The 25345-nt window shown below is 70.6% G+C and carries 27 protein-coding genes; 16 read left to right on the top strand and 11 right to left on the bottom strand.

What is annotated here, in order from left to right; genetic code table 11:
• Positions 1-84 precede the first annotated feature (84 nt).
• The 3 genes from AC1RTC_RS16385 to AC1RTC_RS16375 all read left to right on the top strand — a co-directional run bounded on the left by AC1RTC_RS16385 (position 85) and on the right by AC1RTC_RS16375 (position 2376).
• Positions 85-489, top strand: a complete 405-nt coding sequence (locus AC1RTC_RS16385; protein ID WP_493157543.1) for a pilus assembly protein CpaE — start codon at positions 85-87, stop codon at positions 487-489.
• 476 nt (positions 490-965) lie between these two features.
• Complete coding sequence (locus AC1RTC_RS16380; protein ID WP_493157542.1) at positions 966-1268, top strand: hypothetical protein; 303 nt, start codon at positions 966-968, stop codon at positions 1266-1268.
• A gap of 22 nt (positions 1269-1290) precedes the next feature.
• Positions 1291-2376: a glycerate kinase gene (locus tag AC1RTC_RS16375; RefSeq protein ID WP_493157541.1), complete on the top strand. Its 1086-nt coding sequence runs from the start codon at positions 1291-1293 to the stop codon at positions 2374-2376.
• On the opposite strand, the gene msuE is transcribed toward AC1RTC_RS16375, so the two are convergent.
• Entirely contained in the window at positions 2363-2968 is a 606-nt protein-coding gene (msuE, locus tag AC1RTC_RS16370) for an FMN reductase (RefSeq protein ID WP_493157539.1), read from the bottom strand. The genes AC1RTC_RS16375 and msuE overlap by 14 nt on opposite strands.
• Before the next feature lie 98 nt (positions 2969-3066).
• Here msuE and AC1RTC_RS16365 point away from each other — a divergent pair, with 98 nt between their 5' ends.
• From AC1RTC_RS16365 to lgt, 4 genes are all read left to right on the top strand, one after another.
• Complete coding sequence (locus AC1RTC_RS16365) at positions 3067-4347, top strand: O-acetylhomoserine aminocarboxypropyltransferase/cysteine synthase family protein (RefSeq protein ID WP_493157537.1); 1281 nt, start codon at positions 3067-3069, stop codon at positions 4345-4347.
• On the top strand, positions 4344-5654 hold the full coding sequence (locus AC1RTC_RS16360; protein WP_493157535.1) for an LLM class flavin-dependent oxidoreductase: 1311 nt from the start codon (positions 4344-4346) through the stop codon (positions 5652-5654). Before AC1RTC_RS16365 ends, AC1RTC_RS16360 begins: the two co-directional genes overlap by 4 nt.
• Complete coding sequence (locus AC1RTC_RS16355) at positions 5644-6477, top strand: NAD(P)-dependent oxidoreductase (RefSeq protein WP_493157533.1); 834 nt, start codon at positions 5644-5646, stop codon at positions 6475-6477. Before AC1RTC_RS16360 ends, AC1RTC_RS16355 begins: the two co-directional genes overlap by 11 nt.
• Before the next feature lie 256 nt (positions 6478-6733).
• Positions 6734-7606: a prolipoprotein diacylglyceryl transferase gene (lgt, locus tag AC1RTC_RS16350; RefSeq protein ID WP_493157532.1), complete on the top strand. Its 873-nt coding sequence runs from the start codon at positions 6734-6736 to the stop codon at positions 7604-7606.
• Here lgt and AC1RTC_RS16345 read toward each other — a convergent pair.
• Together AC1RTC_RS16345 and AC1RTC_RS16340 are read right to left on the bottom strand one after the other, a co-directional pair.
• On the bottom strand, positions 7603-8238 hold the full coding sequence (locus AC1RTC_RS16345) for a hypothetical protein (protein WP_493157531.1): 636 nt from the start codon (positions 8236-8238) through the stop codon (positions 7603-7605). The two genes, lgt and AC1RTC_RS16345, sit on opposite strands and share 4 nt — an antisense overlap.
• Positions 8239-8311: 73 nt before the next feature.
• On the bottom strand, positions 8312-8731 hold the full coding sequence (locus AC1RTC_RS16340; RefSeq protein WP_493157529.1) for a hypothetical protein: 420 nt from the start codon (positions 8729-8731) through the stop codon (positions 8312-8314).
• Positions 8732-8893: 162 nt separating this feature from the next.
• On the opposite strand from AC1RTC_RS16340, the gene AC1RTC_RS16335 reads away from it, so the two are divergent.
• Genes AC1RTC_RS16335 through AC1RTC_RS16320 form a run of 4 tightly spaced genes read left to right on the top strand, consistent with a single transcriptional unit; the run spans position 8894 to position 14162 of the window.
• A complete protein-coding gene (locus AC1RTC_RS16335) occupies positions 8894-10834 on the top strand; it encodes a bifunctional diguanylate cyclase/phosphodiesterase (protein WP_493157527.1) in 1941 nt (646 codons plus the stop codon).
• A 13-nt stretch (positions 10835-10847) separates the two neighbouring features.
• A complete protein-coding gene (locus tag AC1RTC_RS16330) occupies positions 10848-11924 on the top strand; it encodes a DNA glycosylase AlkZ-like family protein (protein WP_493157524.1) in 1077 nt (358 codons plus the stop codon).
• Between the two features lie 45 nt (positions 11925-11969).
• On the top strand, positions 11970-13229 hold the full coding sequence (locus AC1RTC_RS16325; RefSeq protein WP_493157523.1) for a low temperature requirement protein A: 1260 nt from the start codon (positions 11970-11972) through the stop codon (positions 13227-13229).
• Between the two features lie 21 nt (positions 13230-13250).
• Positions 13251-14162: an alpha/beta hydrolase gene (locus AC1RTC_RS16320; RefSeq protein ID WP_493157521.1), complete on the top strand. Its 912-nt coding sequence runs from the start codon at positions 13251-13253 to the stop codon at positions 14160-14162.
• Here the strand turns inward: AC1RTC_RS16320 and AC1RTC_RS16315 are convergent.
• On the bottom strand, positions 14146-15078 hold the full coding sequence (locus AC1RTC_RS16315) for an EAL domain-containing protein (protein WP_493157519.1): 933 nt from the start codon (positions 15076-15078) through the stop codon (positions 14146-14148). The genes AC1RTC_RS16320 and AC1RTC_RS16315 overlap by 17 nt on opposite strands.
• A 60-nt stretch (positions 15079-15138) precedes the next feature.
• Positions 15139-15522, bottom strand: a complete 384-nt coding sequence (locus AC1RTC_RS16310; RefSeq protein ID WP_493157517.1) for a hypothetical protein — start codon at positions 15520-15522, stop codon at positions 15139-15141.
• 97 nt (positions 15523-15619) lie between these two features.
• On the opposite strand from AC1RTC_RS16310, the gene AC1RTC_RS16305 reads away from it, so the two are divergent.
• Positions 15620-16420 carry an MBL fold metallo-hydrolase gene (locus AC1RTC_RS16305; protein WP_493157516.1) on the top strand — a complete coding sequence of 267 codons (801 nt, stop codon included), beginning with the start codon at positions 15620-15622 and terminating at the stop codon, positions 16418-16420.
• Positions 16421-16458: 38 nt separating this feature from the next.
• Here the strand turns inward: AC1RTC_RS16305 and AC1RTC_RS16300 are convergent, their stop codons facing one another.
• Entirely contained in the window at positions 16459-17382 is a 924-nt protein-coding gene (locus tag AC1RTC_RS16300) for a 5'-3' exonuclease (RefSeq protein ID WP_493157515.1), read from the bottom strand.
• 82 nt (positions 17383-17464) lie between these two features.
• Here AC1RTC_RS16300 and AC1RTC_RS16295 point away from each other — a divergent pair, with 82 nt between their 5' ends.
• The gene (locus AC1RTC_RS16295; protein ID WP_493157513.1) at positions 17465-17890 is read left to right on the top strand and encodes a GNAT family N-acetyltransferase; all 426 of its coding nucleotides are present in this window, start codon (positions 17465-17467) and stop codon (positions 17888-17890) included.
• Positions 17891-18068: 178 nt separating this feature from the next.
• The gene (locus AC1RTC_RS16290) at positions 18069-18560 is read left to right on the top strand and encodes a hypothetical protein (RefSeq protein WP_493157512.1); all 492 of its coding nucleotides are present in this window, start codon (positions 18069-18071) and stop codon (positions 18558-18560) included.
• Positions 18561-18572: 12 nt separating this feature from the next.
• Here AC1RTC_RS16290 and AC1RTC_RS16285 read toward each other — a convergent pair whose 3' ends face one another.
• The 3 genes from AC1RTC_RS16285 to AC1RTC_RS16275 are packed head-to-tail and all read right to left on the bottom strand — an operon-like array spanning position 18573 to position 21293.
• On the bottom strand, positions 18573-19052 hold the full coding sequence (locus AC1RTC_RS16285) for a GtrA family protein (protein WP_493157511.1): 480 nt from the start codon (positions 19050-19052) through the stop codon (positions 18573-18575).
• Positions 19045-19800, bottom strand: coding sequence for a polyprenol monophosphomannose synthase (locus AC1RTC_RS16280; protein WP_493157509.1), 756 nt, complete (start codon positions 19798-19800; stop codon positions 19045-19047). The genes AC1RTC_RS16285 and AC1RTC_RS16280 overlap by 8 nt, the downstream gene beginning before the upstream one ends.
• Positions 19801-19802: 2 nt before the next feature.
• The gene (locus AC1RTC_RS16275) at positions 19803-21293 is read right to left on the bottom strand and encodes a glycosyltransferase family 39 protein (protein WP_493157507.1); all 1491 of its coding nucleotides are present in this window, start codon (positions 21291-21293) and stop codon (positions 19803-19805) included.
• 145 nt (positions 21294-21438) lie between these two features.
• On the opposite strand from AC1RTC_RS16275, the gene AC1RTC_RS16270 reads away from it, so the two are divergent.
• Positions 21439-21810, top strand: a complete 372-nt coding sequence (locus tag AC1RTC_RS16270) for an ArsR/SmtB family transcription factor (RefSeq protein ID WP_493157505.1) — start codon at positions 21439-21441, stop codon at positions 21808-21810.
• The gene (locus tag AC1RTC_RS16265; RefSeq protein WP_493157503.1) at positions 21807-23453 is read left to right on the top strand and encodes a SulP family inorganic anion transporter; all 1647 of its coding nucleotides are present in this window, start codon (positions 21807-21809) and stop codon (positions 23451-23453) included. Before AC1RTC_RS16270 ends, AC1RTC_RS16265 begins: the two co-directional genes overlap by 4 nt.
• 1 nt (position 23454) lies before the next feature.
• Here AC1RTC_RS16265 and AC1RTC_RS16260 read toward each other — a convergent pair whose 3' ends face one another.
• On the bottom strand, positions 23455-24150 hold the full coding sequence (locus tag AC1RTC_RS16260) for an ABC transporter ATP-binding protein (RefSeq protein ID WP_493157501.1): 696 nt from the start codon (positions 24148-24150) through the stop codon (positions 23455-23457).
• Positions 24147-25214, bottom strand: coding sequence for an FtsX-like permease family protein (locus AC1RTC_RS16255; protein WP_493157499.1), 1068 nt, complete (start codon positions 25212-25214; stop codon positions 24147-24149). The genes AC1RTC_RS16260 and AC1RTC_RS16255 overlap by 4 nt, the downstream gene beginning before the upstream one ends.
• Between the last annotated feature and the right edge of the window lie 131 nt (positions 25215-25345).

Genomic DNA, 25345 nt, shown 5'->3' with positions numbered 1-25345 from the left:
ATTCGGGAGTTGTGGCCGCTCGCCGAGGCCGATTCGACCACAACTCCCGAATGAACGGCCCGACCGGCGGCGCATACTGAAGGGATGATCTCCACCGAACTCGCCCGGGCCCTCCGCGACTCCGGACTGGTGTGGCGGCCCTCCGCCGGCGACGCCTTCCGCATCGACGTGATCGAGGCCGACGAGGAGCTGTTCGTCCTGAGCGACATGACCGTGGAGGCCCACGAGTTCAGCACGGGAACGGTGATCGGCTTCAACGGGACCACCGAGTGGGCGCTCGACTCGGTCGGCATCGACGAGGCGCTGTGGCATCCCCACGAGCATCAGTTGCGCGAAGCGCTCGGGCGGGCATTCGTGTCGCTAACCGTCAACGGAGGTTACACTGTGACGGCGACCATTGACGGCGTGACCGGCACTTTCTCGGCGGATGCCGCGGCCGACGCCTACGCGAAGGCCCTCCTCGCGCTGCTCGACTCCCTCGTCGCCTGATCCCGAGTCCCGCAGCTCACCGTTGCGGAGGACGCCGCGCCGCGCTGAGAGAGTTACCGCACCACAACGCGGCGCGGCATCCTCCGCAAGGACGGCCCGTCCCGTCCCCGTCCCGTCCCCGCTCCCGTCCCGCTCGCGTCCCCTCCCCGTCCCTTCCGAAGCGAACCTCCACCGCCCGCCCGCCCGCCCGCCCCGTCCCGCTCGCGCGGTGCGAAATGCAGGAGGTGAGCGCTCTCACGCCCGAGCAACCACTGCATTTGCAGGCCGTGGGTCTCGGGTCTCCTGCATTTCGCACTGCCGGGAAGCACTGCCGGGAAGCGCTGCCGGGAAGCGCTGCCGGGAAGCACTGCCGGGCAGCACTACCGGGAAGCGCGGCCGGGGGCGCGGGAGGGGTGCCGAAAGGGGAGACCGGATCAGCGGTTGATGGCCCCCTGACGTTAACTCCGGGTTCGTCTCGGGAGGGCACACTCGTGTGCATGCTCGCCATGACCGGGACCCTGCGCTTCGACAGCGTGCGTGCCCTCGGCGAGCTCGCGCGGCGGCTGTGCGCGTACCACTCGGTGCGCGTGTCCGACACCGAGCGGGTCGTGCTGGTTCCGCCGATCGGCTCGTTCCTGGTCGACTGGGATTCCTCGAGCGTCAGGCTGCACGTCGTCGCCTCCGCCCAGCGGGACATCGACGAGATCATCAAGCAGCTCGACGCGGAGGTGCGGAAGGTCGGCACCGGGGCCTCGATCGACTGGACCAACTCGGCGGCGGTTCCGGCTCCCCTCCGGTAGCTTTCCCCTACGCTTGTGGACCGTGTCCATCGTCGTCATCGCCCCCGATTCGTTCAAGGGGTCGCTCTCGGCCCGCGAGGTCGCCGAGGCGATCGCGGAGGGCTGGCGCTCGGTCCGCCCCGATGACGAGCTCGTGCTCGTGCCCCAGGCCGACGGCGGGGAGGGCACGCTCGACGCGGTCGAGGCCTCGGTGCCCGGGTCGGTCCGCCGCAGCGCCGGCGAGGTGACCGGGCCGGACGGGCGTCCTACACCTGGTGAATGGCTCCAGCTGCCCGACGGCACCGCGGTGGTCGAGCTGGCGCAGTCGAGCGGGCTTCCGCTCATGGGGCGGCTGGATGCACTGGGCGCCACGACGCGCGGCCTGGGCGAGGTCATCCGGGCCGCCCTGAACGCGGGGGCCGAGCGTCTCGTCATCGGACTCGGCGGCTCCGCCTCGACGGACGGCGCCGCCGGAGCGCTCGCGGCGCTCGGCCTCGTGCTGCTCGACGAGCAGGGCGAGCTCGTGCCGGACGGCGGCCGCGGCCTCCTCGACATCGTCGACGCCCGCCGCGACGGGCTGGTGCCCCTGCCGGCCGGCGGCGCGATCCTGCTCACCGACGTCACCGCTCCGCTCCTCGGGCCGACCGGTGCGGCTGCCGTGTTCGGCCCGCAGAAGGGCGCGACCCCGGAGCAGGTCGAGCGGCTCGACGCGGCACTCGCGCACTTCGCCGAGCTCCTGGGCGGCGACCCGACCGCGCCGGGATCGGGCGCGGCCGGCGGTGCGGGCTACGGCCTCTCCGCGGTGTGGGGTGCGACGATCGTCCCCGGGGCTGACCACCTGGCCGGGCTCACCGGGCTGCACGAGGCTGCCGCCCGCGCGGACGTGCTGCTGTCGGGCGAGGGGCGGTTCGACGACCAGTCCCTGACCGGGAAGGTCGTGGGGCGCGTGCTCGCCCTGGGCAACGGCGTCACAACCGGGGTGATCGCGGGGCAGGTCACCGCCGAGACGGGCGGGTGGGCGGCATCCCTCACCGACCTCGCCGGTTCTGTCGACGCGGCAATGGCCGACACCGCACTCTGGCTGCGGGCGGCGGGGGCCAAGGCCGCGCGCGAGCTTATTCCGCGCTGACGTCCTCGCCGGCGAGCGTCCGCTCGACGGTCTCCTTCTCGGCGAGGCTCGAGCGCACGAGCGGCAGCGCCCGCTCGATGGCCTTCTCGATCCGCTCCGCGAGCTGCTCGTTGGAGATCGCATAGTCGGTGAAGTCCGAGTCGTGCGCGTAGACCCCGACGGGCAGCGCGAGCGACTGGAAGAACCCGAACAGCGGGCGCAGCTGGTGCTCGATGATGAGCGCGTGGCGCTCGCTGCCGCCGGTCGCGGCGAGCAGCACGGGGGTGTCGACGAGCGCGTACTGGTCGACGAAGTCGAAGAGGTACTTGAAGAGGCCGGTGAAGGATGCCCGGTACACGGGCGTCGCGACAATGAGCAGGTCGGCGTTCTCGATGCGCTGCAGCTCGGCCTCGGCCTCGGGTGGCAGCTGCTTGCGGGTGAGCGCCCCCGCGAGGTGCGGACCGAGCTCGTTGAGCGCGATCAGGTGCGGCTCGATGGGGAGGACCCGCCCGAAGGCCTCGGAGATCGCCTCGACGAGCGCGGTCGTGCGCGAGGGCGCGGTAAGGCTGCCGGAGACGGCGACGACGCGAAGGGGGCGGGATGCGGTGCTCATGCAGTCAGGCTGCCACTTCCGCCGAAGGAAGTGCCGGTCCGTGACGAAGTATGAAGTTCGGTCAAGCGCTTCAGAAGCGGGCGTGGGAGATTTGCTGCATGACCGGATTCGCCACTCGCCAGCTGCACGCGGGCGCGCGCCCGGATCCGGGCATCACGCCGCGCGTCACCCCCATCTATCTGACCGCGGGCTTCGTCATGGACGACTTCGACCACGCCGTCGACCACTTCTCCACCGGGGACGGCTACTCGTACACCCGCGTTGCCAACCCGACCACCGAGGCCGTCGAGGAGAAGATCGCCGAGCTCGAGGGCGGCGCGGAGGCGCTGCTCGTCGGCAGCGGCCAGGCGGCCGTGGCGATCACGATCCTCGGGCTGCTCGAAGCCGGCACGCACCTGGTCTCCGCCTCGCAGATCTACGAGGGCACCCGCGGGCTGTTCCTCGACAACCTCGTGCGCTACGGCATCGAGACGGACTTCGTGGATGACGCGAACAACCCGGCGGCGTGGGAGGCGCTGATCCGCCCGGCGACGCGCGCGCTGTTCGCGGAGTCGATCCCGAACCCCCGCAACGAGATCCTCGACATCGAGGCCATTGCCGCTGTTGCCCGTGCGCACGGCATCCCGCTCATCATCGACTCCACGCTCGCGACGCCCTATCTGGTGCGCCCGCTCGAGCACGGCGCCGACATCGTGATCCACTCCGCGAGCAAGTTCTTCGCCGGGCACGGCGCCGTCCTCGGCGGGGTCGTCGTCGACAACGGGCAGTTCGACGTGGGCAGCGCGCTCTACCCGCACCTCACGCGACCGGGGCGCACGGGCGGCCCTAGCTTCGCGGAGCGGGCGGGCGGCCTCGCGCGCATCACCTACCTCCGCGAGGTCATGGCGCTTCGTCTCGGCCCCACGCTCTCGCCGTTCAACGCGTTCCTCATCGGGCAGGGCATCGAGACGCTCTCGCTGCGGGTCGAGCGGCAGTCCGCGAACGCCCTCGGTGTCGCGACCTGGCTCGAGCAGCAGCCCGAGGTCGCGTCGGTCGACTACTCCGGCCTTCCCGGCAACCCGTACCACGCACTCGCACAGCGCTACTTGCCCCACGGCCAGGGCTCGGTGTTCTCCTTCACCCTCGCCGCCGGGCAGGAGGCGGCCCGGGCCTTCATCAACGCCCTCGAGGTGGTCACCCACATGACGCACCTGGGGGATGTCCGCACTCTCGCTCTGCACCTGGCGACGACCAGCCACAACCAGCGCACGGACGAGGAGCTCGATCGCGCGGGCATCTCGGGCGGGAGCATCCGGCTCTCGATCGGGATCGAAGACCTCGCCGACCTGACCGCCGACCTCGACCGCGGCCTCGCCGCCGTGCGAGCCTTGACGCCATGAGCCCCAAGCAGCAGCACCTCGGCTGGTTCCTCGCCCGCGGTTTCGGACCGCACGGGTGGGGGCATCCCTACCTCGACTGGAACTGGCGCTGGACCGAGCCGGCGCTCTACCAGCAGGCAGTGCGCGAGCTGGAGCAGGCGGGCTTCGACCTGCTGATCATCGAGGATGCCCCCTCCATGGGCAACGCGTCGACGATCGACCTGCGCATCCGCCAGGCCTTCGGCGGGCCGAAGCACGACCCGCTCCTGCTCGCGCCGTACCTGTTCGCGGCCACCCAGCACCTCGGGATCGTGCCGACGGTGAACCCTGCGGCGTACCTGCCGTACACCGCCGCCCGCCAGTTCGCGACGCTGCAGCACCTGAGCGGCCACCGCCTCGGCCTCAACGTCGTCACCGACACCGGGAGCGCGCGCCACTTCGGCAGCGCGCCGTCCCTCGGCCACGACGCCGCGTACGACCGCGCCGAGGAGTGGCTCGACGGCATCCGCGACCTGTGGCGCAGTTGGAATCCCGGCGCCCTCATCGCCTCCGGCGATCGCTACGCGGACGGCTCTCTCTTGGAGACTGTGCAGCACCGCGGCGAGTACTTCGAGTTCGACGGGCCGCTCAACGCGATCCCCTTCACCGACGGGGAGCCGGTCATCGTCTCGCCGGGCGGCTCCGGCCGCGGCCTCGGCTTCGCGGGGGCCAACTCGGAGGTGCAGCTCGCGCTCGCGCCGCTCGACCCCGAGAGCATCCGCGCGTACCGGGCGAAGATCCACGCCGCTGCCGTCGAGCGGGGCCGCAAGCCCAGCGATATCAAGATCCTGTTCGCGATCCAGCCGGTGATCGTGAACAGCGCCGAAGAGGCCGACCGCCTGGTGGCGGCATCCGCGAACCCGGATGACGCTGCCGTGCGCTACATCGCCGAGCGCCAGTCGAGCGACCTCGAGACCGACCTCACCGCTCTCGACTTCGACAGGCCGCTCGACCTCTCCGTCTTCGGGGACCACGTCTCGCAGGGCAGCATCGCCCGCCTCGTCGGCAAGCACGACCCGTCGACCCCGCTGCGCCAGCTGCTCGCCGCGCAGGCCAGGCTCGGGCGCCTCGGGCAGGGCGGGTTCGTGGGTACCGCCGAGGAGCTCGCCGACGTCATCGAGAACCTGGGCGAGGCCGCCGACAATGACGGCGTACTGCTGTGGGGCGACCTCCACCCCGTGACGGTGCACCGGATGCTCGACGAGCTCGTGCCGATCCTGCGCCGCCGCGGCATCCTGCGCACCGAGTACGGAGACGGCGGGCTCCGCGGCAACCTCAGTGCCTTCTAGGGTCGCGGTCTTCGGCCTCGGCCGCATGGGCGCCCCGATCGCGGCGGCGCTAGCCGAGCGGTGGGATGTCACGGCCTACGACCCCGTCGTTGCACCCGGCGACCCCGTGGCCGTCGCCGCCTCCGTCGACGTGCTCGTGACGGTGCTGCCGGGCAGCGCCGAGCTCGCGACGCTGCCGCCGGTGCTCGCCGCGCTGCGCCCCGGCAGCCTCTGGCTCGACCTCACGAGCAGCGACCCCCGCGTCATCCGGCAGCTCTCCACAACGCAGGAGATCGACGTCGTCGGCGCCCCGATGGCGGGCGGACCGGCGGCAGCGGAGGCGAATCTCCTGCGTTTTCAGGTCGGCGGGGCGCCCGCGGCGGTGGAGCGCGCGCGGCCGCTGCTCGAGGTGCTGGGCACGGTCGACGTGGTCGGCGAGGACGTGGGCGACGGGTACACGGCGAAACTGCTCTCGAACCTGCTGTGGTTCGGGCAGGTGGTTGCCGTGAGCGAGGCGATGCTGCTCGGGACGGCCCTCGGCGTGCCGGCCGCGACTCTGCGCCGCACCCTCGGGGCGGGTGCCGGCGGCAGCGCGTACATCGACGAGTACCTCGACCGCCTGCTCGGCGGCGACTACGCGGAGTCGTTCGGCCTCGACCGCGTTGTGGAGGAGCTCGACACCCTCGCGTCGCTCGCGCAGCAGGAGGGCGTGCCGTTCGAGCTCTCGTCGGTCGTCGCGCGGCTGCACCGCGAGGCGCTCGAGCGGTTCGGCGCGGTGCCGGGGGAGCTGCTGGCCGCGAAGCTGCTCGAGGAGCGCGCGGGGCGAAACCTGCGGGTTGAGTAAGGCGCTCTGGCGCCTGTATCGAAACCGGGTGGGTTGAGTAAGGCGCTCTGGCGCCTGTATCGAAACCCGGTGGGTTGAGTAAGGCGCTCTGGCGCCTGTATCGAAACCGGGTGTGCGGGTGCATGGTTTCGATACGGCCGCGGGCGGCCTACTCAACCCGCGTGGTTTCGATACGGCCGCGGGCGGCCTACTCAGCCCGCATGGTTTCGATACGGCCACGGGCGGCCTACTCAACCAACTGTGGTGGGATAGACCCATGCTTCCCTTCAGCATCCCCAGCCCCGACCCCGCGCTCGCGCAGTTCCAGGTCGGACCGCTCACGATCCACACCTACGCCCTGTGCATCCTCGCGGGCATCCTCGCCGCCGTCGTCATCACGCAACGCAGGTTGTCTGCGCGCGGGGGCAAGAAGGGGGTCGTGCTCGACGTCATCATCTGGGCCGTGCCGCTCGGCATCGTCGGCGCGCGGCTCTACCACGTGCTCACGCACACCGGCGACTACTTCTACCCCGGCGCCAACCTCGGGAACGTCTTCGCCATCTGGGACGGCGGCAACGCCCTCTACGGCTCGCTGATCGGCGGCGCGGTCGGCGCGTACATCGGCTGCCGCCGGCAGGGCATCAAGCTGTGGTCGTTCGCGGATGCCCTGGCTCCCGCCATGCTGGTGGCGCAGGCCATCGGCCGCCTCGGCAACTGGTTCAACCACGAGCTCTTCGGCCTGCCGACGACCCTGCCCTGGGGCCTGGAGATCCTGCCGACGGACCCGATGTTCCCGAGAGACCTGCCCGTCGGCACCCTGTTCCACCCGCTGTTCCTCTACGAGATGATCTGGAACCTGATCGGGGTGGCGATCATCCTCCTCGTGGAGAAGCGCTTCACACTCCGCTGGGGGAAGGCGTTCGCCGTGTACCTCATCTGGTACGGCCTCGGCCGCAGCTGGCTCGAGGCGATCAGGATCGACCCGACGAGCGACGTGCTGCTGGGCATCCCGGCCAATATCTGGGCGTCGTTCGTCGCGATCGCGCTGGGCGTCGTGCTCCTCGTGGTGCAGGCTCGCCGTCACCCGGAGCCGGAGCTCACCATCTACCGCGCCGACCATGAGCCGGCGGAGGAGCCCGCGAAGGTCTAGGCGCTGGGCTCGCGGACGGGCCGCCTGGCGTTCGCGGCCTCGTTCACCGCGATCGTGCCGGCTCGGTCGAACGCAGCCTGCAGCCCGGGCATCGCGTAGCCGACCCGCACGACAAGAGGGGTCGGGAACGGGCGCACGTCCACGGTGATCCCGAATTGCTCGCTGCCGTCGAACGCGCGGAACTCGGTGGCGATCACGTCGCCGATCTCGTCCCACTCCATGAGCACGAGCTCGCGCGGGCGGAACCCGCCTGACCACGCCGCGATGCCCCGCTCGTCGACCACGGCCCCGAGCCAGCGGTCGCTGACGTCGGCGGCGATGTCCTTCCGGTGCAGGTACATCGGCAGGTCGGGGGCGAGGGTCGGCTCGCGGCGCGCGAGGAAGACAAGGGCGTCGGGCTTGAGGCGGGAGATGCGGATGAGGCCGATCGAGTTCCAGATCGATGAGCCGCCGAGGCCCAGCAACAGGGCGACGACCGCGATCACGGCGACGAGCGGCACGAAGCCGGTGTCGCGCGCGGGAGTTCTGAGCAGGAGGAACACGACGACGGAGGCGATGCCCGCGGCTGCCGCGACCGTGCCGATGAGCACGGTGAGAGCCCGTCGCGTGAAGCGGGCGCGGGCAGCCTTCATACTCGTAGCGTAGCGAGGCGCCGGCAACGACGCGCCGACGCCCCGCGCTCCACTAGGGGGGGTCAGACGGCGGTCAGTGGATCACCGCGGGCGTGGACAGGATCGCGATGAGCGAGACGACGGTGCCCACCAGGTAGACCGCGATGCCGCCGCGGATCGTGATCGACTTCTGCCGCTCGGCGACCGGCACGGGCCAGGCGAGCACGGGGCAGCCCGACCACCCGAAGCCGGCGATGCCGATGAGGGTGAACGCCGAGCCGATCCACCAGGCCACCTCGGCGGGCATCGAGAGGTCGGAGGGCCGCCAGCCCTGGCTGAGAAGGCCTGCGAGGGGGATGCCCACCGCAATGATCGCGGCGGCGAACCAGATGGTTCCGGTGAAGTCGATGCGTCGAAGTTCGGCGACCGTGCTCTCCTCGGCGACGAAGTCCTCCGGGCGGTCCTGGGTGCCCTTGGTGTTCTGCGTGTAGACGATGTCTGTGACGGAGGTCATAAGTCTCCCTTTCCTTGATCTCCCTCCGGTCTACGCCTCGGTTGTAGTCGTGTCAACTTGTTGCGCCGGGGCGAGCGGCACTGCTCTCGTCTAAAATCTTGAGGGGGCTGACGTGATGGCAGCACCTCCCTCCCCAGACCACGGAGGGAAGAAGGGCTGAAGGTGAAGCTGACTCGGGCGATCGCTGAATCGGAGCGGCTCCGCCTCGAGGAGTGCGTGCGCGAGCCGATCCGCACTCCCGGCACGATCCAGCCGCACGGCGTGCTCATCGGCCTCGGCGCTGATGCCCGCACCGTCGTCCTCGCGAGCGAGAACAGCGCCCGCGCTTTCGCGATCGAGCCGGCCGAGGTGCTCGGCGCCCAGCTCGAGTCGCTCGTCGGTGAGTCAGTGGCTGCGTCGATCAGAGACCTCGCCACGGGCATCCCGAACACCTCGAACCCGATCGGGGTCTCACTGCGCGACAGCCCGTGGGACGTGATCGTGCACGCCGTCGGGGGCACGGTGATCGTCGAGTTCGAGCCCCTGCACGGCACGGCGCACTCGCCCGCCGCGCCGGCCGTCTTCGATGCGATCCGGCGGCTCTCGGTGCTGACGAGCATCGACGATCTACGGCGCGAGACGGCCCTCGAGGTGCGGAACCTCTCCGGCTACGACCGCGTGATGCTGTACCACTTCCACCCGGACGGCCACGGCGAGGTCGTCGCCGAGGCGTGCGCCGACGATATGGAGCCCTACCTCGGCCTGCACTTCCCGGCCTCCGACATCCCGGCGCAGGCGCGCGACCTCTACCTCACGAAGCTCTCGCGCTCGATAGTGAGCACGGAGGCGCGGCCCGCCGCACTGCTCGCGGAGCGAGAGGCTCCCCTCGACCTGAGCACCGCCGAGCTGCGCAGCGTGTCTCCGTACCACCTGCAGTTCATGCGCAACATGGGCCAGCGGTCCACCCTCTCGTTCTCGCTCGTCCGCGACGGCGTGCTCATCGGCATGATCACGTGCGCGCACCGCACCGAGCGCCGCCTGCCGTTCCTGCTGCGCTCGAGCCTGGAGATGCTCGCCAACCAGATTGCGGGGCAGCTGCGGTCGAGCGAGGAGATCCAGCGCCTCACCGCGGCCTCGAAGGCGCGCGAGCTGCGCACCGTGCTGGTGCGGCAGTTCGCCGAGAGCCCCGATCCCTTCGAGGGGCTCCTGGACGGCGCGGTCAGCCTGTTCGACGTGATCCCGGCCGACGGGGCGATCTGCTGTATCGGCGGCGAGGTCCGCGCGGTCGGGGTGACCCCGGCCGACTATGACCCGGATGCCGCGATCCTCTCACCGACGGAGACGCTCGGCATCGAGCATCCGGAGCTCGCTGAGTCGTGGGGGCACATCGCCGGCTTCCTGCACGTGCCCCTCGGGTCCGGTGGGTATCTCGCGCTGTTCCGCGAGGAGGTGATCCGCACCGTGGACTGGCTGGGCGACCTCAGCAGCGACAACCGTGCTGATCCGCTCTCCCCGCGGCTGTCCTTCAGCGCCTGGACCCAGAGCGTGAAGGGCACCTCGCCTGAGTGGGGTGCTGCGGTGCACGAGGCGCGCGAGCTCGCGCGAGAACTCGAGAGCGCCCTGGTGCGCAGGGCGGAGTCGCACCTCGTCGTCGCCGCGCACAACGACGCGCTCACGGGCCTGCCGAACCGGCGGTACCTGCACGAGCGGCTGGCGAGCGATCTCGACGAGCAGGATTCGACCGCGCTGCTGTTCATCGACCTCGACCGCTTCAAGGATGTCAACGACTCGATGGGCCACGACGTCGGCGACGCGCTCCTCGTGCAGGTCGCACGACGACTCGCCTCCGTCGCTCGGGAGCGCGACACCGTGGCTCGGCTTGGTGGGGACGAGTTCGTCGTCGTCTGCGCGGACGCGACGCTCGAGCAGGCACAGGGGGTGGGCGAGCGCATCCTCGCCGCTTTGCGGCAGCCCGTGGAGATCGGCGGCCGCACCCTCACGATCTCCGCGTCGATCGGCGTCGCCGTCGCTGAGGCCGGCCACACCGCGGCGGACCTGCTCAAGCTCGCGGACCTCTCGATGTACCGCGCCAAGGCCGACGGCGGCGGGCGCGCGTCGGCGTAGTAGCGTCGAGCCCGTGACGCACCAGCTCACCCGCGACCAGGCCCGGCGCATCGCCGTGCGCGCCCAGCTGCTCGACGCCGACCGGCCCGGCGACGTGATCGGCGTAGCTGAGCAGCTCGGCGCGATCAAGATCGACCCGACGGCGACCATCGCCCCCGCCGAGCAGACGATCCTGTGGTCGCGCATCGGGTCGGGCTTCGAGTCGGCGCAGCTCTCCAAGGCCGTCGAGATCGACCGGCTGCTGTTCGAGTTCGACGGCGCGTTCCGGCCGGTCAGCCTCCTGCCGCTCATGCTCCCCGCGATGCGGCAGTGGCCGCGGCGCCCGAAGACGCGGGAGTGGCTCGACGCGAACCGCGCCTTCCGCGCGGACGTACTCGCGCGCCTGCGGGCGGAGGGGCCGCTGCTCGCCGCCCAGATCCCCGACACCGCCGAGGTGACGCGCCCGCCCGATGGCTGGTACGGCGCGAACCAGGTGCCGATCATGCTCGAGTTCCTGCAGCGCCAGGGCGAGGTCGCCGTGGTCGGCCGCGAAGGCCGGTCACGCCGGTGGGACCTCGCCGAGCGCGTCTACTCGCAGAACCTGCCCGAGTACACCCCCGAGGAGGCGGAGCGCCTGCTCGACGAGCGCCGCCTCCAGGCAGCCGGCATCGCCAAGCAGAAGTCCCCCTGGACTCCGGTGGGCGAGGCCGGCGAGCCCGCCGCGGTCGAGGGCAGCAAGTGGAAGTTCCGTGTCGACCCCGAAGCGCTCGCCGCGCTCGAGGAGGACGACGGCGGCCGCGTCGCCTTCCTCAGCCCCTACGACGGCATGCTCTTCGACCGCCCGCGGCTGGAGGAGGTGTTCGAGTTCACGTACGTGCTCGAGCAGTTCAAGCCCAAGCCGCAGCGGGTCTACGGCTTCTTCGCGCATCCCATCCTCCTGGGCGACCGGTTCGTCGGGATGCTCGACGCCGAGGTCAACCGCGAGGAGGAGACCCTCACCGTCAACGCGGTGCACGAGTTCCTCCCATTCGAGGCGGAGGAGGACGAGATGGTGCGCGCCGAGATCGCGGACCTGGCGGAGTGGCTGGGAGTGACCGTCCGCGCTTGGTGACTCGGCCACTCGCCCTGGGCCGACTCCGCGCTCTATCCTGATCGCGTGACCGCGAGCGAGCACGCCTTCCCCCACGGCCTGCGCCGGATGGTGGGCAGGGATCCGCTGGAGCGCCATCGGTCGGCCACGCCGCTCGAGCTGCTGTTCGACCTCACGTTCGTGGTCGCGTTCTCCCAGGCCGGAGACCAGCTCGCCCACTACCTCGCCGAGGGCCACCTCGCCTCGGCCATCTGGGGCTTCGTGTTCGTGGTGCTGTCGGTGTGCTGGGCGTGGATCAACTTCACCTGGTTCGCCTCGGCCTTCGACACGAACGACTGGTTCCAGCGCGCGCTGACCATGGTGCAGATGATCGGCGTGATCATCCTGGCGCTCGGAATCCCGCAGGTGTTCGAGTCGATCGACAAGGGCGAGCCGTTCAACTACACGCTCGTTGCATCCGGCTACATCATCATGCGGCTCGCCATGGTTGCGATGTGGCTGCGCGTGGCCAAGCAGGACCCCGACCACCGCCGAGTCGCGCTGCGGTACGCGGGATTCAACGGCGTGATCCAGATCGGCTGGGCGACGCTCGCGTTCCTCAGGCTGGACAGCCTTCCGCTCGTCGCGACTCTCGTGACCATCCTGTGGATCGTCGAGCTCGGAGGGTTCGCCTTCTCGACCTTCGAGGGGCGCGGGCGCTGGAGCGGGACCCCGTGGAACGCCGAGCACATTACCGAGCGGTACGGGCTCCTCATCATGATCACCCTCGGCGAGGTCATCCTCGGCACGATCACCGCCGTGGCCGCGCTCGTCGCCCACGTCGACTGGAGCGTCGAGGCCATCCTCGTAGTGATCGCGGGCACCGGGCTGACGTTCGGGCTGTGGTGGGGGTATTTCATCCTGCCCTCGGCGTCCGTGCTCGCCCACCACCGCGAGCGGAAGTGGGCGTGGGGCTACGGGCATCTCGTGCTCTTCGGGGCGCTGGCCGCGGTGGGGGCGGGGCTGCACGTCGCGGCCTACGCGGCAGAGGGCGAGGCCGTGATCGGCACCGTGGGTGTGGTGCTCTCCGTCGCGATACCTGTCCTCATCTTCAGCGTGGGCTTCTTCGCCCTGTACTCTGCGCTGTTCCGGGCTGTCGACGCGTTCCACCTCATGCTGGCGTCCGGGCTCGTCCTGATCCTCGCGCTCGCGGTCGTGCTGGCCGGGGTCGGCGTTCCGCTGGGCTGGTGCCTGCTCATGGTGACACTCGCTCCGTTCGTGATCTCCGTCGGCTACGAGACTGTCGGGTACCGCCACGTGGAGGCCGACATCGAGCGCGCGAGCTAGGGCGGCCAGCAGAATGGGTGAGTGACCGCGACCAAGACCGATGTGACAGCGACGAACGGCACGATCGAGCTGGCGGGGAGCATCTGGCTTCCGGATTCCCGGGAGCCCGCCGCGCTGGTGCTCATGGTCCCGGGCTCCGGTCCGTCTGACCGGGACAACGACGTGTTCTTCCCGCCGATCCGCGAGGCGCTGCTCGGTGCCGGCGCGGCGGTGGCCTCGTTCGACAAGCGGGGCGTGGGCGGCTCGGGTGGGGACTGGCTGGCGGCGGGCATCCGGGACCAGGCTGACGACCTCGTCGCCTCGCTGGCCGTCGTATGCGCCGCCGTGCCGGGGGTGCCGGTCGGTCTGTTCGGCCACAGCCAGGGCGGCTGGGTGGTGCTCGAGGCGGCGGCCGATGCCGGTGCCGACTTCGTGATCACGAGCTCCGGCCCCTCCGTGACGCCGCGCGTGCAGGAGGAGTACTCGACGCGCGACAGCCTCGGCCGGCTGAGCCTCGACGAGGCCGAGAAGGACGCGATCATGGCGTCGTACGGCGAGCTGTTCGACCGGGCGGGGGAGGCCTACGACTCGGTCGCAGAGTGGATGGCCGCGCCCGAGCGCGCGCCGCACTTCGCCGCGCTGCAGAGCGTCGGTGCCTTCGTGCCGGACGGCCCGGAGCTCTGGGACTTCGCCGGGCTGATCATCGACTACGACCCGGCGTCAGCCCTGTCCGCGCTGCGCGTCCCGCTGCTCGCGGTGCTCGGCGCCGCGGACAACGTCGTGCCGGTCGAGGCCTCCGCCGAGGGCTTCCGCCGGGCGGTCAAGCCCGAGCTGCTCACCCTCCGGGTGCTCGACGGCGGCGACCACCGGCTGCAGGGCCCGGAGACCGAGGTGCTCGTTCCCGACTACCTGCCGACGCTCGTGGGCTTCGTCGGCACTATTCCGCGAAGGTGAGCCCGACCGCCGCGAGTGCGGCGCCGAGTGCGGCGATCGTCTTGGCGCCGATACCGGGAAGAGCGACGATCTCGGAGCGCGGGTGGCCGGCGAGATCCTCGAGGTTGCGGAGGCCGACGGCGGCGAGCGCGCGGCTGGCGGGACGCGCGAGGCGCGGGAGCGCGGTGCGCTGGTTGGCGGCGTAGTACGCCTCGAACTCGTGCCGCGGCAGGGGCATCCCGAAGTAGTAGCCCTGGGCGCGGTCGCAGCCCGAGTCGCGGATGCGCTCGTACTGCTCGCGGGTCTCCACGCCCTCGGCGACGATGCGCATGCCCTTCTGGCGGACGACGGCCACGAGGGTGGCGACGCGCGTCCAGGTCTCCTCGGTGTCCTCCCGGATGAGCGATTGGTCGATCTTCAACTCCGTGAAGGGCAGCGCGTTCAACTGCTTCGCCGACGAGTGGCCGATTCCGTAGTCATCGATGGAGATGCCGCATCCCAGGTCGCGAAGGCGCGCGAGCTGGGCGACGGCGTCCGGGATGTCCGACACCGGCCGTGACTCGGTGAGCTCCACGGTGACCTGCGCGGGTTCGAGGCCGAACCGCTCGTACGCGTCGATGACCCGCGCGCTGAAGTCGGGCTCGGCCAGCTGAAGGGCGGAGACGTTGATGGCGACCTGGATGCCCGCCAGCCTCTCGTCACTCGCGAAGGCGCACCCCTGCTCGAGCATGAACGCGCCGATCTCGTGGATCGCGCCCGACTCCTCCGCGGCGGCGATGAAGTCGACCGGGGATATCGGGCCGAGCGTCGGATGGTTCCACCGGCAGAGTGCCTCGGCCGACGAGATCCGGCCTGTGGCGACGTCGATCTGCGGCTGGAAGTAGGCGACGAGCTCGCCCCGGGCGGCTGCGCCCGGCAGATCCCCCGCCCAGTCCATCTCGCTAGTGTTTCCCCACCGTGGGGCCGCGTCAAGCTGCGCGTTCCGCCCAGGGTCGCCTCAGCCCTTCGTCCAGGTCAGCATGGCGATGCCGAACCCGAGCGGGAACAGCGACAGCACGAAGACGAACGTGCCGAGCGGGAAGGGCCGCCCCGCTCGAGTCTCGGCGCGCACGTTCCAGATGATGCCGAACGAGAGGAGCGCGAGCACGGCGACGACGATCCAGTAGAGCACGAAGTCGTGGGGCACCGTGGTGGACGGTCCCGCGGCCTCGAACAGGCTGAAGCCCGAGACGACAGTGAGGACGAGCACGAAGGCACCGGCGAGCACGTCGCCGACGAACAGGCTCGCGACGAGTCCGCGGTGGTACGTCCGGTCACTCACCCGCTCCAGGGAGGGCGGTCGACTGCCGTCGACCGCGCCGAAGTTGCCCGGGGCATCCATGTGAGCGATTCTCGCACTTACCGCCGGATCCCGCTAGGAATCGAGATGGTGCGCGGGGAATACTGGTTGCCAAACGCAATCACGACGGGAGGCACCGATGGGCGCGGTGATGCTGCGCGAGGTCGCGGAGGGCGTCCTCGTGCACGAGAGCGACTTCCTCCAGAGCAACGCGGTGGCCGTGGTGGGCGATGGGGGCGTGCTGCTCGTCGACGCCGGGGTCCGCACCGACGAGCTCGCGGGGCTCGCCGCCGACCTGCGCGGGCGCGGCCTCCCCGTCGTGGCCGGGTTCTCCACGCATCCCCACTGGGACCACCTGCTCTGGCACGCCGACCTCGGCACCGCGCCCCGCTACGGCACCGCCCTCGGCGCGACCGTCATCGGGGGCAGGCTCGCCGACGAGAACTGGCGGGACTTCGTCGGCGGCATGCTGCCCGAGGAGCTCGTCGGCCTGGTGCCGCTCGACGACCTGTTCGGCCGCATCACCGGCCTCGACGCGGTGGAGGTCCCGTGGCAGGGGCCCGTGGTCCGGATGCTCCAGCACTCAGCCCACGCGCCGGGCCACGCCGCCCTGCTCGTCGAGGCGAGCGGCGTGCTGATCGCGGGAGACATGCTCTCCGACATCCTGGTCCCCATCCTCAACGCCATGTCCCCGGACCCGATCGGCGACTACCTGGCGGGGCTGCGAGTGCTCGAGGATGCCGCGGCCGGCGCGGACGTCGTCATCCCGGGCCACGGCTCCGTCGGCAGCGACCTCCGTGCCCGCATCGCGCTGGACCGCGCGTACGTCGAGGCGCTCCGGGACGCCCGCGAGCCCGACGACCCGCGGCTCGACCGGCCCGGCTGGGAGTGGGTCCGCGACCTGCACGCCGGGCAGGTGCAGCGGCTCGCCGCGCGCTGACAAGGCGCGGCGCCGACGTTGCGCTCGTGAGCGCCGGGCTAGCGGCTCGCCAGGGCAGTCCGAGCGCGCTCGAGCGACGCCCCGAGGCCCCACGTCGCTGAGAGCGCCTCGAGCTTGGCCTCGTGGGCGGCGGTTACGGGCCGGATGCGCGCGTCGAACTCGGGCAGGGCCAGATCCCGAACCACCTCGACGACCTTCGGGGCGACGGCCAGGTAGTCGGCCGCGGCGAGGATCTTGGCGCGCGCCGGCGGCGCCATGCCCGAGTCGGGGTCCGCCGCGGCGGCGATGATGCCGTCGAGGCTGCCGTAGGTGGTCAGCAGCGTGACGGCGGTCTTCTCGCCGACGCCCGCGACGCCCGGCAGGCCGTCGGAGGCGTCACCGCGCATGGCCGCGAAGTCGGCGTACTGGGCCGGTGCGATGCCGTACTTGGCGCGGAGAGTGTCGTCGGTCAGGACCTCCAGATTCGACATGCCGCGGCCGGTGTAGATGACGCGCACGGCCCGGGCATCGTCGACGAGCTGGAACAGGTCGCGGTCTCCGGTGACCACGTCCACGGGAATCCCGGATGTGCTGGCCAGCGTGCCGATGACGTCGTCGGCCTCGTGGTCAGGCGCGCCCACGACGGGGACGCCGAGCAGGCCGAGCACCTCCCGAATGACGGGGACCTGCGGCGAGAGCAGGTCGGGAACCTCCTCGACGGAGCCCGCCGGGGTCTCCTGTGCGACGCGGTGCGCCTTGTACGACGGGATGAGCGCGACGCGCCACTGGGGCCGCCAGTCGTCGTCCCAGCAGGCGACGAGCTCGGCCGGCTCGAACTCGGTGACGAGCTTCGCGATGATGTCGAGCAGCCCGCGCACGGCGTTGACCGGTTGGCCGTCGGGGGCCCGGACCGTGTCGGGCACCCCGTAGAACGCGCGGAAGTAGAGGGCGGCGGTGTCGAGCAGCATGCGGTGATCGGTCACGTGCGGCAGTCTCGCACACGGCACCGATGCCGACCAGCGCCCGGGCATTGTGGCGGGCCGGGACAGTGGGCAGACTGGCCCCGTGGCTCCTCACGAGATCAAGCCCCTCACCGCCGAGACGTACCCGGCGTGGCTGGCGCTCGCGCAAAAGCACAACGGTGTGTGGGGCGGATGCTACTGCTCCTACTTCCACGGAGACACCGAGCAGACCGTCAAGCACGACTACGACGGGCCGACCTTCAAGCAGCGGCTGGTGGATGAGGGCGTCGCCCACGCCGCGCTCGTCTTCGACGGTGACGACGCGATCGCCGGCGCGCTCGAGCTCATCGGCAAGGCTGGAGGGGGAGAGGTCGTCTCGTTCCCGAACGAGCTCGTTGAGGGGAAGAGGACGTCGTCGTCGTTCCTTCACAACGGCACTCGGGCGATGTTCGAGAAGGCCGGGTTCACGTTCGAGCGGCACATCGGGAAGAGCAAGACGGTGATGCGGAAGACGGTCCCGGCGGTCTAGGTGCGGCGCGCGCCACGGGACGTATGGCACTGGGCGGGCCGAGGGCACGCGCGCACAGTGGGGCCAGAGGCCGAACGTGTGAGAACCCTCACCATTGCGGCCGTGCGTCAGCAGCCCAGCACAGGCGAGAGCCGCCAGTGTTGAGACGCTTCCCAACATCGACCAGGAACGGACTCTCATGGACTGGCTCTTCAACGGACTGCCCCTGCACGTGCTTCTCACGCACTTCGTGGTGATCATCGTGCCGTTGACCGCGATCTGCCTCGCGCTGGCAGCGGCCTGGCCCGCGGCGCGAAGGCGGCTGGGGGTTGTGACGCCCATCCTCGCGCTCTCCGCGCTCATCAGCGTGCCGATCACCACCGAGGCCGGTGAGGCGCTGGAAGAGCAGGTGCAGGAGTCGGCTCTCAGTGAGGTGCACGCCCACCTCGGCAAGGACCTGCTGCCCTGGGTGATCGCGGTCTTCATCGTGGCGCTCGCGCACTGGGCCTGGTACCGCTTCTTCACCGGCGAGGGCCGCTTCGCCCGCACCGTGACCTCGCGGCCGGTGCGCATCGCCATTACCGTCGCACTCATCGTCGCGATTGCCGTCGTCGTGGTCGGCTCCGTCGTCACCGTCGTGATCATCGGCGAGTCCGGTGCGCGCGCCGCGTGGGAGGCGCGAATCGGGTAGCTGGGCTTCGGACTACGCGGCGACGACGGGCACTTGTGCGGTGTCCGTAGTCGCTCGCGGAGCGCGGCCGAATATCCAGTAGCGCACCGCGACGAACCGAAACGCGGAGCCCAGCGCGAGGCCGACGACGTTCGCCGAGATGTTGTCGGCGAGCGTGCTGGTGAAGCCGAAGACGTAGTGCGTGAGGCCGAGGCACGCGAGCGAGATCGCGCTGCCGGCGAGGCTGATGGCCAAGAACGCGAGCGCTTCGCGACCGGGATGCCCGCTCCGCCGATCACGGAACGCCCACCAGCGGCTGCCCGCCCAGTTCGCGGCGATGGCGGCGAGCACCGAGATGGTCTTCGCCACGAGCGGTGCGCCGTGGTGGCTTCCCGTGAGCACCGACAGGCGCAGCAGGTTGAACAGCCCGATGTCGACGAGGAACCCGAGGCCGCCGACCGTGCCGAACCGCACGAGATCGCGCGCGAGATCCCTGGCCCGGCGTCTAAACACGGCTGGGCTCCGGCGCGGTCTGCGCCGAGGAGCGACGACCGAAGACGGACTGCACGCCCCAGAGGGTGACGCGCGCCATGGCCTCGAGCACGATCATCCCGCGCATCTTGGAGACGCCGAGGGTGCGCTCGGTGAACGTGATCGGGACCTCCGCGATGCGCAGCCCGGCGCGATTGGCGCGCCACAGCATCTCGATCTGGAAGCAGTAGCCCTGGCTGGTCACCGCATCCAGCCCGATCGCCTCGAGAGCGCCGACGCGGAACGCGCGGTAGCCGCCGGTGACGTCCCGCTGGCGGAGGCGGAGCAGCGTGCGCGCGTACGCGCTGCCGCCGCGCGAGAGCAGCTCGCGGGAGCGCGGCCAGTCGACGACGCTGCCGCCGTGCACCCAGCGCGAGCCGATCGCGAGGTCGTGGGTGTCGAGGGCGTCGAGCAGTCGGTGGAGCTCTTCGGGATGGTGCGAGCCATCGGCATCGCACTCGACGACCACCTCGTAGCCGGCCGCGATCGCCCACCGGAAGGCGTCGAGGTAGGCGGCTCCGAGCCCCTCTTTCCCGGCGCGATGGAGCACGTGCACGTGGTTGTTGACCAGCGCGAGGTCGTCGGCCAGCCGCCCGGTGCCGTCCGGGGAGTTGTCGTCGACCACCAGGATGTCGACGTGCGGCGCACTGGCTCCGATGCGGCTGACCGTGTCGATGAGGTTGTCCTTCTCGTTGTAGGTCGGAAGCACGACGAGGGTGCGGTCGGACATGGTCACTCCCTGATGAGGTGGTAGATCGTGGTGCGGTGGATAAGAGTTGTGGAGTCCAGCCGGTAGCCGTGCGCCTGGAGGTAGGAGACGTCAGTGGGAGGTTCGGAACCGCTAGCGAGCTCGACTGCCCACACCTCGCGGGAGTCCGCCAGCTCGACGCCCGACTCGTTCAGGGGCCTGACCCTGTCCCAGAGCCCGTCGGTCTCGTCGAACGGCGTCACGAGCGCGACATCCCGAAGCCCCTCGAAGCTGTTCGGGTAGAGCCGCAGCGCCAACCGCGGGTCTCGTGAGGGCTTCGTGGCCTGGTCGAAGACGACGGCGTCGCCCGGCCGGGCGTTCGACTGGATGAACTCCGCCATCTGGCGCAGGTCGCTGCCGCCGTCCTTGGCCCAGGGCGTCCGCTGGCCGAGATACACCGGGATGCACAGGGCGACGAGTGCGGCGGTGATGGCCGAGGCCGTGACGATGCGCCGCCAGCTGGTCCGGGGCAGGCGTGCGAGCCCGTTGATGCCGAGGGCGACCAGTATCGCGGCCGCCGGGGTGCTGAGCGTCAGGTACCGCACGTTGTAGGTGGGCATCACGGTCGCGCTGCCCACCAGCAGGGCGGCCGTCGGCAGCACCAGCCACACCAGCGCGAGCACGCCGAGCCGCCGGTCGCGCCGGCGCCGGAGCATCAGCCCGATCGCCACCAGGATCAACGACCAGCAGAGCAGCGCGACCGGGAGCGAGCCGAACCACTGGCCGATGAGGATGTTGGGGGCTGTCGTGTAGTTGCGGCGGGAGAGGAAGTCGATCTGCTCCCGCTGCTGGTAGCCGATCAGGACGATCGGGGCGGCGAGCAGGGCTGCCACTCCGGCGCCCGCGAGCCACCTGCGCATCGTGTCGCGCTGCGTGAGGAGCACGTAGGCCCCGTGGACCGCGACGAGCAGCCCCAGGTAGAGGAAGAGGTAGACGCTCGCGGCGGCGGCGACACCGTAGGCGACCCACCACCCGGTCGTCGGCCGCCGGCGGAGGAGCGTGACGAGCGCCACGGTCAGCCAGACCGCCGCGGCGGCGCCCATCGCGTACGACCTGGCTTCGGTCGCCATCCACGTCGTGCGCGGCAGGACCATCGCGACGACACCGGCGATCACCGCCAGCCGGGTGCCGTCGAAGTGGCGGGCCAGCACGACCGTGCCTGCGACCATCGCCCCGGTCGCCAGCGCGCTGGGCAGGCGCGTCGCCAGCTCGGAGGTGCCGAAGAAAGAGGTCCAGACGTGGAGGAAGGCGTAGTACACCCCGTGAACGCCGTCCACTGTCGACAGCTCGGAGAGCAGGCTCGGCAACGAGCGGGTCGCGGACATCACGCTGGCGGCCTCGTCGCCCCAGTACGACGGAATCCAGGAGCCGAGGAATCCCACCAGGCTTGCAATTGCCCCGAGGATGACGGCGGGCCGGCGGCTCACGACGCGAGCCGAGGTGCTGGGAACCGATGGCGCCGCGAGGACGGTCATCTGGTTCCCCTTCCGCGGGCTCGACTCTCGAGTGCGTGCGGACTCACTGTCGACCCGCAAGCTTCGAGTTAAGCCCATGGTTGCTGCATGGGAGATGTGAAGGCTCTCAGGATTGGGCGCCCGCATTGAACGATATGATGAATTTATGAATTCGCGTAATGGTGGCGCCCTGGCCCAGTTCACCGATTCCCAGCGACCCCTCTACGAAGTCAAGGCCAATCTGTTCAAGGGCCTGGCGCACCCGATCCGCGTGAGGGTGCTCGAGGTCCTCTCCGCGCATCCCGAGATCTCGGTCGCCGATCTGCTCGCCGACACCGGGACGGAGGCGTCGCACCTCTCCCAGCACCTGTCCGTGCTGCGGCGGCACAACCTCGTCATTGCGGAGCGGCGGGGCAGCCAGGTCTTCTACCGCCTGGCGTATCCGCAGGTGGCGGACCTGCTGGCCGTCTCGCGCTCCCTCCTGATCGACATCCTCGAGACCACCCAGCAGCAGTTGGCCTCCACCGTGACGTCATGAGAGCCTCCCGCTACGTGCGATCACTGCTGCCCCGCTGGGCCGACTACAGCTCGGTCAAGCGCACCTGGCGGGGCGATCTCCTCGCCGGAATCACCGTGGGCATTGTCGCGCTCCCGCTGGCGCTCGCGTTCGGCGTGAGCTCGGGCGCGGGGGCGGAGGCCGGCTTGGTCACCGCCATCGTGGCAGGCATCGTCGCGGCAGTCTTCGGAGGCTCGAACATCCAGGTGTCGGGGCCCACGGGTGCCATGGTCGTGGTCCTCGGGCCGATCGTCGCGGCGCACGGCGTCGGGGCGGTAGCCATCGTCAGCGTGATGGCCGGCCTGGTCGTGCTCGTCGCCGGCGCCGCGAAGCTCGGCCGAGTGGTGTCCTACATCCCCTGGCCGGTGATCGAGGGCTTCACTCTGGGCATCGCCATCATCATCTTCCTGCAGCAGGTTCCGGCTGCCGTGGGCTCCCATCCCGGGCCGAGCAGCAACGCGGTGGTCGCGGCCGTCCAGTCGTTCGCGGCGGTGGACTGGTCGACGGTGCTCTGGCCGCTTCTCGTCGTCGCGGTCGTCGCGGCGATCATGATCCTCGCCCCGCGCATCCACAAGCAGCTGCCGGGCTCCATCATCGCGATCGTGCTGGTCTCCGTTGTCGCCACCCTCCTCGCGCTGCCCCTTGCGCGCATCGGAGCGCTGCCCTCCGCTCTTCCCGCCCCCCGGCTGCCCGATCTCGACCCGGCCGTGCTGGCGCAGCTGGTCGGGCCCGCGCTGACTGTCGCGGCCCTGGCGGCGATCGAATCCCTGCTGTCCGCCCGGGTCGCCTCGTCCATCTCCGACACCGGCCCGTACGACGCCGATCGGGAGCTGGTGGGCCAGGGCCTTGCGTCGGTGGCCTCGGGGCTCTTCGGCGGGATGCCCGCCACCGGGGCGATCGCCCGCACCGCCGTCAACCTGCGATCGGGCGGGCGTACGCGCGTCGCAGCCATCACCCACGGACTGGTTCTGCTCGGCGTGGTCTACTTCGCCACCGGAGTGATCTCGCAGGTGCCGCTCGCGGCGCTCTCCGGAGTCCTCATGGTCACCGCGGCGCGCATGGTCTCCCTCTCCACCGTGCGCATGGTCGTCGGCTCCACCCGGGCCGACACGATCGTGTTCGCCCTGACCGCGGTCGTCACCGTGTCCGTCGACCTGATCGTCGCGGTCGGCATCGGGATCGCCGTGGCCGCGTTCTTCGCCTTGCGCACTCTGGCGCGCTCGGGGGGCGTGCACCGGGAGGAGCTGCCGCTGCCGGTGCATCCCGGAGACGAGCGCATCGCGCTCTTCCGCCTGGACGGCGCCCTCTTCTTCGGTGCGGCAGACCGGATCCTGGAGCGGGTCACCGGCGTGACCTCGGTGTCGGTGGTGGTACTTCGGCTCTCCCAGTTGCAGGTGATGGATGCCACCGGCGCGCGTGTGATCAGCGAGATCATCACCGGCCTGGAGCGGCGCGGCATCACCGTGCTCCTCAAGGGGATTCAGCCTGCGCACCTGGAGCTGGCGCGGCACGTGGGCGTCCTCTCCTCACTGCGCCACCAGAACCACCTGTTCACCGATCTGGATGCCGCTGTCGCGCATGCCCGCAGCCACATCGAGCGAGAGGCAGCCTCACCGGCGTCGTGACCTAGGCCGCGTCGAGGCTCGACTCGGTGAGGCGGCCGTCGGTCATGTGGACGAGGGCGTGCATGCGGGGGAGGTGCACCAGGTCGTGCGTGACCAGGAGCGTCGAGGTGCTCAGCTCGCGGGTGAGGCCGAGCAGGAGCTCGATGATGCTGGCCCCGCGTTCCTGGTCGAGGGCGCTGGTGGGCTCGTCGACGAGCAGGACGCTGGGATCGTTCATGAGGGCGCGCGCGATGTTGACGCGCTGGCGCTGACCGCCCGAGAGCTGGTGGGGCCTCTTGTCCCGGTGGTCGGCTAGACCCACTGCATCGAGCAGCTCCAGGGCACGGGCATCCGTCGTCGCCCGTCGCGACCGCGAGCCTCGCAGGCCCAGCTCGTTCATCACGGTGAGCTGCTCGTGCGCGGTGAGCGAGGGGAGCAGGTTCGACTGCTGGAAGACGATGCCGACCTTCTCGCGGCGCAGGTCGCTCGCTTCGGGGGCGCTGAGCTGCGCCGCATCAGTCCCGTCGATCAGCACCTGGCCGGAGTCGGGGCGGATGAGGGTGGCTGCCACGGCGAGCAGGCTGGACTTGCCCGACCCGCTGGGGCCGGTGATGCCCGTGACCGTGCCGGGGTGCGCCGCGATGGTCACGTGGTCGACAGCCGTGATGCGGCCGTCGCCGTCGGCGAAGGTGAGGGTGATGTTGTCGAGGTTGATCATCGGTTGCTCCCGAGGGCGGTGAGGGGGTCGGCGGTGGTGACGGAACGGAGGGCGAAGGCTGCCCCGGCCAATCCGAGGGCGATCATGATCGCGGCGGGCAGCAGGGTGGTCAGCGGGCTGAGGATGAACGGCAGGGCTGTGCCGGCGAGCATCCCGAGAAGCGCCACCAGACCGATTCCGATGCCCACCCCCACGACCAGTACGACGAGCGCCTGGCCCAGAGCGTCCCGGATCAGCGACGGGGTCGACGCGCCGAGGGCCTTGAGGATGGCGATGTCGCCCCGGCGCTGCATGGTCCAGACGGTGAAGAACGCTCCGATCACGAGGGCGGAGATTCCGAACAGCATCGCGACCATCAGCAGGAGCGATCCGATCTCGGAGCGGAACGCGCCGATCGCCGTGAGTGCCATGACGGGCGGGTGGGACACCGTGTCCGCCGCCTCATTGGCTGCCGCCCAGTCGGGCGTGCCCTTCACGGCGAGGACGGTCGCGAAGGCGTCGGGGGAGCCGGTGGCGGCCGAGTAGGCGCGCCAGTCGTCGATGGTCATCTGCACGACGGGGGTGTGGCTGTACCACCAGTCTCCCGTGACCACCTCGACGCGGTAGTCGGTGCCGGCGATCGTGACGGTGTCGCCCGCCTCAGCCGAGAGGCTGTCGGCCGCGGCGACGGACAGGCCCAGAACCCCGTTCTTCGAGGGGGCTCCGGCGTCGTATCCCGGCTCCACTCCGAAGAGCGCGACGGCGGCGCGGGTGCTGCCCGTCTCGGCCCTGGTCTGCGTGATCCCGATCGGGCTCGCGCTGGAGACGCCGGGAGCCTTCGACCACGCCTCGGCCTGGGCGCTGGTGAGCTGGGAGTCGGAGAAGCTGGCTTCATCGGAGTCCGACCCGGTGGCGAAGACCAGCTGGTCGGCGGGCAGCGACAGCACGGCGGAGATGTTCTGGGCGGCGAGTCCGCCCGTCAGACCGCTGAGGAACCCCACGAGAAGGGTGATGAGTGCGACGACCGATCCGATGAGAACGAATCGGCCCTTCGCGAAGCGCAGGTCGCGCCAGGCGACGAACATGATGGTCCTTTCCTGCCCCGGATGCGTCCGGCGGCATCTCCCACCCTCCCGGGCCGGGCTCCTGCGGTCATCGCCCGCAGGGACGCTCTTGCGGCAAGGAAAGGAGGAAGGCACGCTCGCACTTTCGATGG

It is taken from the genome of Rhodoglobus sp. GW821-FHT12B09 (assembly GCF_058809925.1).
The sequence above is the reverse complement of the archived record's forward strand: the minus strand, read 5'-3'. Positions and strand labels throughout refer to the sequence as shown.

Coding starts and splice junctions, on each gene's coding strand:
- AC1RTC_RS16345 (WP_493157531.1), bottom strand. CDS start 8,238: ATGAAGGCTGCCCGCGCCCGCTTCACGCGACGGGCTCTCACCGTGCTC.
- lgt (WP_493157532.1), top strand. CDS start 6,734: ATGCTTCCCTTCAGCATCCCCAGCCCCGACCCCGCGCTCGCGCAGTTC.
- AC1RTC_RS16340 (WP_493157529.1), bottom strand. CDS start 8,731: ATGACCTCCGTCACAGACATCGTCTACACGCAGAACACCAAGGGCACC.
- AC1RTC_RS16265 (WP_493157503.1), top strand. CDS start 21,807: ATGAGAGCCTCCCGCTACGTGCGATCACTGCTGCCCCGCTGGGCCGAC.
- AC1RTC_RS16365 (WP_493157537.1), top strand. CDS start 3,067: ATGACCGGATTCGCCACTCGCCAGCTGCACGCGGGCGCGCGCCCGGAT.
- AC1RTC_RS16385 (WP_493157543.1), top strand. CDS start 85: ATGATCTCCACCGAACTCGCCCGGGCCCTCCGCGACTCCGGACTGGTG.
- AC1RTC_RS16310 (WP_493157517.1), bottom strand. CDS start 15,522: ATGGATGCCCCGGGCAACTTCGGCGCGGTCGACGGCAGTCGACCGCCC.
- AC1RTC_RS16360 (WP_493157535.1), top strand. CDS start 4,344: ATGAGCCCCAAGCAGCAGCACCTCGGCTGGTTCCTCGCCCGCGGTTTC.
- AC1RTC_RS16290 (WP_493157512.1), top strand. CDS start 18,069: ATGGACTGGCTCTTCAACGGACTGCCCCTGCACGTGCTTCTCACGCAC.
- msuE (WP_493157539.1), bottom strand. CDS start 2,968: ATGAGCACCGCATCCCGCCCCCTTCGCGTCGTCGCCGTCTCCGGCAGC.
- AC1RTC_RS16380 (WP_493157542.1), top strand. CDS start 966: ATGCTCGCCATGACCGGGACCCTGCGCTTCGACAGCGTGCGTGCCCTC.
- AC1RTC_RS16305 (WP_493157516.1), top strand. CDS start 15,620: ATGGGCGCGGTGATGCTGCGCGAGGTCGCGGAGGGCGTCCTCGTGCAC.
- AC1RTC_RS16315 (WP_493157519.1), bottom strand. CDS start 15,078: ATGGACTGGGCGGGGGATCTGCCGGGCGCAGCCGCCCGGGGCGAGCTC.
- AC1RTC_RS16255 (WP_493157499.1), bottom strand. CDS start 25,214: ATGTTCGTCGCCTGGCGCGACCTGCGCTTCGCGAAGGGCCGATTCGTT.
- AC1RTC_RS16275 (WP_493157507.1), bottom strand. CDS start 21,293: ATGACCGTCCTCGCGGCGCCATCGGTTCCCAGCACCTCGGCTCGCGTC.
- AC1RTC_RS16280 (WP_493157509.1), bottom strand. CDS start 19,800: ATGTCCGACCGCACCCTCGTCGTGCTTCCGACCTACAACGAGAAGGAC.
- AC1RTC_RS16270 (WP_493157505.1), top strand. CDS start 21,439: ATGAATTCGCGTAATGGTGGCGCCCTGGCCCAGTTCACCGATTCCCAG.
- AC1RTC_RS16260 (WP_493157501.1), bottom strand. CDS start 24,150: ATGATCAACCTCGACAACATCACCCTCACCTTCGCCGACGGCGACGGC.